Genomic DNA, 8,076 nt, shown 5'->3' on the forward strand with positions numbered 1-8,076 from the left:
CCGCTGCCGTTGCCGGTGCTGCCGTCGCCGGCCGTGCCGCCGGCCGGTGGGTTGGCGGGGCTGCTCGGGTCGCTGCTCGGGGGTGGTCGCTGATGTTGGTGCGCGCGACCAAGGTCCGGCTGTTCCTGTTCGCGCTGATCGCCGTGGTCGGCATCGGCTATGTCGGCGGAACGTACGCGGGGCTGGACCGCTTGCTGTGGCCGAGTGGGTACCGGGTGACCGCGCAGTTCGCCGACTCGGGTGGGATCTTCGCGAACGCCGAGGTGACCTACCGGGGCGTCACGGTGGGGCGGGTGTCGTCGCTGCGCCTGTCCGAGGACGGCATCGACGTGATCCTCGCCATCGACGACTCCGCGCCCCCGATCCCGGCGAACGCGTCGGCGGTGGTGGCCAACCGGTCGGCCGTGGGCGAGCAGTACGTCGACCTGGTCCCGCGTTCGGCGTCGGGCCCGTTCCTGGGCGACGGCTCGGTCGTGCCCCGGTCCCGGACAGCCCTGCCGTCCTCGCCGGAGGCGTTACTGTCCAACCTGGACTCCCTGGTGACGAGCGTGCCGCGCGACTCGCTGCGCACCACGGTGGACGAGCTGGACAAGGCCTTCCGCGACGCGGGCCCGGCGCTGCAGCGCCTCCTGGACGGCGCCGGAGCGCTCACCGCTTCCGCCACGGAGCACCTGCCGCAGACCGGATCACTGCTCTCGAACGGCCGGGTGGTGCTGTCGACGCAGGCAGCGCAGTCCGCCCAGATCCGGTCGTACGGAGAGAACCTCCGCCTGCTGGCCGCGCAACTGAAGAAGTCGGACCCGGACATCCGCCGCGTGATCAGCGGCGCGCCGGCGGTGGCCGCGCAGGTGAACGACTTCCTGCGGACGTCGGGCCGCTCGCTGAGCCTGGTGATCGCGAACCTGCTGACGACCACACAGATCACCTCGTCGCGCACCGATGCGCTGGAGCAGCTGCTGGTGGCGTTCCCCATCGTGACGGCGACGGCCCCGGGCGCGAACCCGGACGGCACCGGACACCTGGGCCTGGTGCTGACGTTCAACGACCCGTTCTCGTGCACCCGCGGCTACGAGGGCACGAAGCAGCGCGGCGCCGACGACGTCCGCGACGTCCCGCCGAACCAGCAGGCCTACTGCGCCGAACCACCCGGCAGCCCCATCGGCGTGCGGGGTTCGCAGAACGCCCCGTTCGGCGGCCGCCCGATCTCGGTCCCACCGCCGGCGTCGGCCCCCGTGCCCGGCGGCGTGCCCGGCATGCCGGCCCTCCCCGGAACCCTCACCATGACCGGCGGCCGACCGACGTCGCTCGCATCGCTGCTGGGCCTCCCCGGCTGACCCGCCGGCTCAGTCAGAGCCCACCACTTGCTGAATCGGCTCGGCCTGATCGGTCCCGCCACGCGGCAGATGCCCGATCTTGTTCGCGAGCCGTCGCAGCTTCTCGTCGGTCACGAGCACCTTGGACTGGTTCATCGTGATGCCGGTCAAGTAGACGTTGCGGTCGATCCAGTAGTAGTAGAGCGCACCCTGTTCGACGTCCAGCACAGTACGGACGAGGATCCCGCCGTCGAGCCTTCTGGCGTAGGCGTTCAGCTTCGACATGACCCATTCGAGCTGCCGGCCGGCTCGTTCGTACTGTAGTCGGCGCAGCTCGCGGCCCTCGCCGCGGAAGAACCGGTTGAGCCGGACATCGTCCAGGACGTCGAGATGGAACCGGCAGGCGTTGTCAACGTAGTAGCCGACGAAATGGAGGTCGTCCGCGTTCATCTGGGGGCGGCACAGCTCCGCGACCTCGTCGTCGCTCGGCGAGCACGCGCGGAACTTCGTGAGCGTCGTCGGCGCGCTGTCGTCGCCCAGGTGGTGAACGCTCCCGCGGCTGGTCCCTCTCGTGGCGACCAGTGCGAACTCACCGCCGGTACGGTCCAGGACCACCGCGTAGCCGGCGACGCCGGACAACACCAGACCGAGGCACACCACGAGGATGGCCAGCTCGGTCCGCTGCTCCGACCGGGCGACCAGGCTCAAGATCCCGGTGGTCGTGATGGCGACGCCGAGCACGACCATCGCGATGTCGAGGATCAGGCTCAACCGCCGTGTCATGAACTGCAACGTCCCGACAAGCACCGCGGCCACAACGACGACTCCGAGCACGATCCCTGCACGGCCGAGCTGGTAGTTCTCGTCCTTGATGTACGCGATGAGCCACTCGACCCCGACGGGAACCGCCACCATCGCCACCATCGCCGCCAGAATTCGCCGGTGCATCAGACCCCCAGGTCGGCCGCGTGAACCCTACGAGTCTGGCATGACGGGGCCCCGGGAACACTGGAAGGTCTCCCCGGGAGGGCCTATGCCGTGAGGATGAGACCGCTCGTCGGCACGCCCGTCCCCGCGGTCACCAGGACGTGTGACACGTCGGGGAGCTGGTTCGCCGCCGTGCCGCGGACCTGGCGGACCCCCTCCGCGATGCCGTTCATGCCGTGGATGTACGCCTCCCCGAGCTGCCCGCCATGGGGATTGAGCGGCAGGCGACCGTCCAGTTCCAACGCGCCGTCGGCGATGAAGTGACGTGCCTCGCCTCGGGGGCAGAAGCCCAGCTCCTCCAGCTGCACCAACACGAACGGCGTGAAGTGGTCGTACAGGACCGCCACCGAGACATCAGCCGGACCGATGCCCGACTGCGCCCACAGCTGCCGCGCCACTAACCCCATCTCCGGCAGGCCCACCAGCGACCGCCGGTAGTACGAGTTCATCGAGAACTGGTCCGGCCCGCTCCCCTGCGCCGCCGCGGCGATCACGGCGGGCACGACCGGCAGGTCGCGCGCACGGTCCACAGTGGTCACCACCAGCGCGACGCCGCCATCGCTCTCCTGACAACAGTCCAACAGCCGCAACGGCTCCGCGATCCAGCGGGACGCCTGGTGGTCGGCCAGCGTGATCGGCCGGCCGTGGAACCACGCGCGCGGATTCGAAGCAGCGGCCCGGCGGTCGGCCACCGCCACCCGGCCGAAGTCCGCCGACGTCGCACCGAACTCGTGCATGTACCGCCGCGCGAACATCGCCACCGCGGCCGCCGGCGTGCCAAGGCCCATCGGGTAGTGCCAGCTGTTGTCGATGCCCATCGAGGAAGCCGAACCAGCCGCCGCGGCCTGCACCCGGCCGAACCGGCTCCCCGACCGCTCGTTGAACGCCCGGTAGCACAGCACCACCGACGCCATGCCCGTCACCACCGCCAGCATCGCCTGCTGCACCACCGCGCACGCCGCCCCGCCGCCGTGCGGGATCCGGCTGAAGAACGACAACGCGGGCACGCCGAGCTCGCGCGCCACGGCGACCTCCGCGCTGGCGTCCATCGAGAACGTCACCATGCCGTCCACATCGGACGGCGAAAGTCCAGCGTCAGCTAGCGCCGAGCGGGAGCACTCGGCGGCCAGCTGCAGCTCGCTGCGCCCGGAGTCCTTCGAGAACTCCGTCGCGCCGATACCGACGATCGCCGCCGAGTTCATCTCGTCACCCGGACCGTCCCAGTGAGATGGTCGCCGAGACTGTTGCGGGCCACCACCTCGACGACGCAGTCACCGTTCGAAACCGACACCACCCGACCGGTGAAGGTGAGCGTCTCGTAGGCGTAGCAGGGCACCCCGAGCCGGATCGAGATCTGTAGCACCAACGCCGACGGGCCCGCCCAGTCCGTCACGAACCGCTGCACCAGGCCCGTGTCGGTCAGGATGTTGAGGAAGATGTCCTTCGACCCGCGCGCGACCGCCAGGTCCCGGTCGTGATGCACGTCCTGGAAGTCGCGCGTCGCGAGCGCGGTCGACACCACGAACGTCGGCGTCACCTCGACCACCAACGGCGGCAAGGCATCCCCGACGGCAACGACGCTGGTCATCGCGCCCGCCACACCGGCATCGTCAACGAGTCGTCGACCCGCACGAACCCGGCGACGACCGGCAGCCCGACCCGAACCGACGACGGCGCCACATCCACCAGCTCGGCGAGCATCCGCACCCCCTCCTCCAGCTCCACCAGCGCGACCACGAACGGCAGCGACCGCCCCGGCACCGGCGGGTGATGGTGCACGACATAGCTGTAGACCGAACCGCGCCCGGACGCGACCACGAACTCCGGCTTCGTCTCCCCGCACGCCGGACACATCGGCCCCGGCGGGTGCCGCAGCTCACCACACCCGCCGCACCGCTGGATCCGCAGCTCGCCGCGCGCCGTGCCCGCCCAGAAGAACTCCGTGTCCCGGTTGACACTGGGGCGAATGACATCCGGTGCAGCACCAGCGGCAGGGCGGAACTTCAGGATGCGGAACAGCATCGACGCCACCGGCTCGTCACCGACGTACCAGGTGCTGCGGGTCGTCACGAACCAGCCCTCGCCGAGCGACGTGCGCTTCGGGCCGGTCACGGACTCCAGGCTCGACGTGACCTCGACCGTCTCACCCGGACGGAGGTACCGGTGGTAGGTCTGCTCGCTGTTCGTCGCCACCACCGACGTGAAGCCGGCCTCGTCGAGCACCGACACCATCGCACCCAGCGGGTCGTCGGAACCGCGGTCGCCGTACAGGCCCGGCATCGTCCAGACCTGTGCCATCGCCGGCGGCGCGACGAGTCCGTCATGGACGGACGAGTAGCCGGGGTCGGTGTAGACCGGGTTCCGGTCGCCGATCGCCTCCACCCAGTTGCGGATCATCGGCAGGTTCACCGGATCACGGCCGGCGCGCCGGGCGGACTCACCGCGAGCCGCCACCGCGCGGGCGGCCTCGGAGATCGGCTCCGTCATCGCGGCACCCTCGGCAGGTCCAGGCCGGCGACCGCGATCAGCTCCCGCTGGATCTCGTTGACCCCGCCGCCGAAGGTCAGCACCAGGTTGCGCTTGGCCTGCACGTCCAGCCAGCGCGACAGCTCCGCCGTAGCCGGGTCGGCCGGGTCGCCGTGCGCGCCGACGACCTCGGCCAGCACCTCGCCGATCCACTGCAGCCGGTCCGAGGAGAACACCTTCGTCGCCGACGCGTCCGCGATCGACACCGCCGACCCGGCCGCCGCCACCTGCCAGTTCAGCAGCTCGTTCACCCGCAGCGAGGCGAACGTCCGGGCTAGCGCCCGCCGCACGTCCGGCCGGTCGAGCAGGTCGCGCGCCGCCGCCCAGTCGAGGACCCGGTGGTACAGCGCGGCGATCCGGCCGGCCGGGCCGAGCATGACTCGCTCGTGGTTGAGCTGCGTCGTGATGAGCCGCCAGCCCGCGTTCTCCGCGCCGACGAGCCTGGAGTGCGGCACCCGCACGTCGGCGTAGTACGTGGCGTTGACGTGATGCGCGCCGTCGCAGGTGATGATCGGCGTCCACGAGAAGCCCGGGTCGCGGGTGTCCACGATGAGGATCGAGATCCCCTTGTGCCGCGGCGCGCTCGGGTCCGTGCGGCAGGCCAGCCACACGTAGTCGGCGTCGTGCGCGCCGGTGGTGAAGATCTTCTGCCCGTTGACGACGTACGAGTCGCCGTCTCGCACCGCGCTCGTGCGCAGCGCCGCGAGGTCGGTGCCCGCCTCCGGCTCGGTGTAGCCGATCGCGAAGTGAAGCTCGCCGGCCAGGATCCGCGGCAGGAAGAACGACTTCTGCTCGTCGGTGCCGAACTCCTGCAACGTCGGCCCGACGGTCTGCAGCGTCACGTACGGCAGCGGCACGTCCGCGCGCGCCGCCTCGTTGACGAAGATCTGCTGCTCCAGCGGACCGAACCCGCGACCGCCGTACTCGACCGGCCAGCCGACGCCGAGCCGGCCGTCCCGGCCCATCCGCCGCACCAGCGCGCGGTAGACCTCGCCGTGTCGCTCGATCAGCAGCTCCGAACGCTCCGAAGTGGACAGCAGACCGTCGAAGTAGGACCGCAGCTCCGCCTGCAGCGTGCGCTGGCCGGTGGTCGGCTCGATGTCCATGCGCTACCCCGCGATCCGCGCGCCGAGCCGGCCGAGGCGGTGTTCGACGCCGCCGACGAGCCGGACGAGGTCCCTGGTGGCCGAGTAGTACCGGTGCAGCGGGTAGCTCGCGTCCACGCCGATGCCGCCGTGCAGGTGGTGGCAGGTCCGCAGCGCCGCGGGCGCCTGGTCCGCGAGCCAGTACCCGGCCACCTCGAGGTCGGTGTCCGCCAGCCGCGAGCAGGCCGCCAGCGCGGCGAGGTGCAGCGTGCGCGCGGCGATATACACGTCCGCGATCTGCTGGGCCACCGCCTGGAACGTGGCCAGCGGCTTGCCGAACTGCTCGCGGGTGCGCACGTGCGCCGCGGTGAGGTCGAGCGCGCCGGCCACCAGCCCGTCGCCGAGCGCGCACGCGCCGGCCAGCGCCAGCCGGTGCAGGTCGGCCGCGGCCCCGGCGCCGAGTACGCCGGCCGGGACGTCCGCGAGCCCGACCGTGTACTCCGGCGCGCCGCTCGACGTCGGTGTCCTGCTCAGCGTGACCCCGGCCGCCGACGGGTCCACGAGGTACACGTCGTCGCCGGCCGGGACGAGGATCCGGTACGCCTCGTGCGCGTACGGGACCCCGACGAGCCTGCCGGACAGTGTGTCGCCGGCGGTGTCGCCAGTGGAGACCGAGCCGCGCAGCCCGGCGGTCAGCAGCCGGTCTCCGGCCGCGACACCGGCCAGCAGTTCGTCCTGCTGGGCGGGCGTACCGCGGCGGACCACCGGCAGCACCCCGAGTGCGAGCGTGCACAACGCGGGCACCGCCGCGGCGGCCCGGCCGACCTCGGTCAGCAGCACCGCGACCTCCGGCACGCCGAGCCCGTCGCCGTCCAGTCGCGCCGGGAGTGCGAGCGCGAGCAAACCGGCGTGCCCCAACGACTTCCACGCCGCGTTCGCGGCATCTACACCGTCCACACCGGACTCACGGGCCAACGTGTCGCGGGTGAGCCGGGCGATCGCCAGCTGGGTCTCGTCGAGTGCGAAGTCCATCAGCGCTCCCTGGGCAGGCCGAGGATCCGTTCGCCGACCAGATTCAGCAGCACCTGCGTGGTGCCGCCGGCGATCGAGAGGCACCGGGTCAGCAGCAGCTCCTGCGCCTCCGGCCTGGCAAGCGCGCCCCCCGCGCCGAGCAGCTCGACCGCGGCCTCGGCGACGTCCTGCCGGTGGCGCACGCCGACCAGCTTGCACACGCTGGAGGCGGGCCCGGGGTCGTGCCCACCGAGCCGGCGCAGCGTGGCCCGGTGGTCCACAAGGGACACCGAAAGTCCCTGCGCCACCAGGGCACCCAGCCGCTCCCGGACGCCGGGATCCGTGTCGTCCCGGTGCGCGGCGAGCAGCCGCTCGACGCCCTCGCCGAGCGAGGAGCCGGCGCCGATCGCCACCCGCTCCTCGGCCAGCGTCGTGCGTGCGAGCGCCCAGCCGCCGCCGACCTCGCCGACCACGCAGTCGTCCGGCACGAACACGCCGTCGAGGAACACCTCGTTGAACCGGGCCTCGCCGGTGATCTCGCGCAGCGGCCGGGTGGTGACCCCGTCCGTCCGCATGTCCACCAGGAAGTACGTGATCCCGGCGTGCTTGGCGGCGGCCGGATCCGTGCGCGCCAGGCAGATCGCCCAGTCGGCCTCGACCGCCGCGGACGTCCACACCTTCTGCCCGTCCAACCGCCAGCCGCCGGGCTCGCGGGTCGCCTTCGTGCGCAACGACGCGAGGTCCGAGCCGGCGCCGGGCTCGCTGAACAGCTGGCACCAGCGCAGCGTCCCGCGCAGGGTCGCCAGTACGAACCGCTCCTGCTGGGCGACCGTGCCGTGCCGCAGGATCGTCGGCACCGCCCACGCGCCGACCACCAGGTCCGGCCGGCGGATCCCGGCGCGCGCCAGCTCCTCGTCGATCACCACCTGCTCGCGCGGCGTCGCGGCGAGGCCGTAGGGCATCGGCCAGTGCGGCACGAGGTAGCCGGAGTCGGCGAGCCGCACCCGACGGTCCTCTTCGGACAGCTCGGCGAGCGAGCGGGCGAGCTCCCGTGCCTTGGGCCGGGCGTCGCCCTCGGCGCCGGTGTCCACGGTCAGGGTCCGGCGCTCTCCGGCCAGCGCGAGGTCGGCCACCCGCCGCCGCCAGCGGGCGCC

8 protein-coding genes are annotated in these 8,076 nt (G+C 72.1%); 1 reads left to right on the forward strand and 7 read right to left on the reverse strand.

Annotation, left to right across the window (positions count from 1 at the left end; genetic code table 11):
* Positions 1–92: 92 nt before the first annotated feature.
* A complete protein-coding gene (locus tag ACRDSK_RS29185) occupies positions 93–1,334 on the forward strand; it encodes an MCE family protein (protein WP_431444572.1) in 1,242 nt (413 codons plus the stop codon).
* 9 nt (positions 1,335–1,343) lie between these two features.
* Here ACRDSK_RS29185 and ACRDSK_RS29190 read toward each other — a convergent pair whose 3' ends face one another.
* The 7 genes from ACRDSK_RS29190 to ACRDSK_RS29220 form a co-directional block, all read right to left on the reverse strand.
* Positions 1,344–2,261: a hypothetical protein gene (locus tag ACRDSK_RS29190; RefSeq protein ID WP_431444573.1), complete on the reverse strand. Its 918-nt coding sequence runs from the start codon at positions 2,259–2,261 to the stop codon at positions 1,344–1,346.
* Between the two features lie 83 nt (positions 2,262–2,344).
* A complete protein-coding gene (locus ACRDSK_RS29195) occupies positions 2,345–3,502 on the reverse strand; it encodes a lipid-transfer protein (RefSeq protein ID WP_431444574.1) in 1,158 nt (385 codons plus the stop codon).
* Positions 3,499–3,888: a MaoC family dehydratase gene (locus tag ACRDSK_RS29200; RefSeq protein ID WP_431444575.1), complete on the reverse strand. Its 390-nt coding sequence runs from the start codon at positions 3,886–3,888 to the stop codon at positions 3,499–3,501. Before ACRDSK_RS29200 ends, ACRDSK_RS29195 begins: the two co-directional genes overlap by 4 nt.
* Positions 3,885–4,787, reverse strand: a complete 903-nt coding sequence (locus tag ACRDSK_RS29205) for a bifunctional MaoC family dehydratase N-terminal/OB-fold nucleic acid binding domain-containing protein (RefSeq protein WP_431444576.1) — start codon at positions 4,785–4,787, stop codon at positions 3,885–3,887. The genes ACRDSK_RS29200 and ACRDSK_RS29205 overlap by 4 nt, the downstream gene beginning before the upstream one ends.
* The gene (locus ACRDSK_RS29210) at positions 4,784–5,932 is read right to left on the reverse strand and encodes an acyl-CoA dehydrogenase family protein (protein ID WP_431444577.1); all 1,149 of its coding nucleotides are present in this window, start codon (positions 5,930–5,932) and stop codon (positions 4,784–4,786) included. Before ACRDSK_RS29210 ends, ACRDSK_RS29205 begins: the two co-directional genes overlap by 4 nt.
* A 3-nt stretch (positions 5,933–5,935) precedes the next feature.
* Positions 5,936–6,943 (reverse strand): acyl-CoA dehydrogenase family protein, encoded by a 1,008-nt coding sequence (locus ACRDSK_RS29215; RefSeq protein WP_431444578.1) that lies wholly within the window; start codon positions 6,941–6,943, stop codon positions 5,936–5,938.
* A partial coding sequence (locus tag ACRDSK_RS29220) for an acyl-CoA dehydrogenase family protein (protein ID WP_431444579.1) occupies positions 6,943–8,076 on the reverse strand: 1,134 nt, incomplete at its 5' end. The genes ACRDSK_RS29215 and ACRDSK_RS29220, both read right to left, overlap by 1 nt.

Source organism: Actinophytocola sp., assembly GCF_050699915.1.
Classification (GTDB): domain Bacteria; phylum Actinomycetota; class Actinomycetes; order Mycobacteriales; family Pseudonocardiaceae; genus Actinophytocola.

Bases quoted from the DNA above. Each gene is read 5' to 3' on its own strand.
- ACRDSK_RS29205 (WP_431444576.1), bottom strand. From the start codon at position 4,787: ATGACGGAGCCGATCTCCGAGGCCGCCCGCGCGGTGGCGGCTCGCGGT.
- ACRDSK_RS29210 (WP_431444577.1), bottom strand. From the start codon at position 5,932: ATGGACATCGAGCCGACCACCGGCCAGCGCACGCTGCAGGCGGAGCTG.
- ACRDSK_RS29215 (WP_431444578.1), bottom strand. From the start codon at position 6,943: ATGGACTTCGCACTCGACGAGACCCAGCTGGCGATCGCCCGGCTCACC.
- ACRDSK_RS29190 (WP_431444573.1), bottom strand. From the start codon at position 2,261: ATGCACCGGCGAATTCTGGCGGCGATGGTGGCGATGGTGGCGGTTCCC.
- ACRDSK_RS29200 (WP_431444575.1), bottom strand. From the start codon at position 3,888: ATGACCAGCGTCGTTGCCGTCGGGGATGCCTTGCCGCCGTTGGTGGTC.
- ACRDSK_RS29195 (WP_431444574.1), bottom strand. From the start codon at position 3,502: ATGAACTCGGCGGCGATCGTCGGTATCGGCGCGACGGAGTTCTCGAAG.
- ACRDSK_RS29185 (WP_431444572.1), top strand. From the start codon at position 93: ATGTTGGTGCGCGCGACCAAGGTCCGGCTGTTCCTGTTCGCGCTGATC.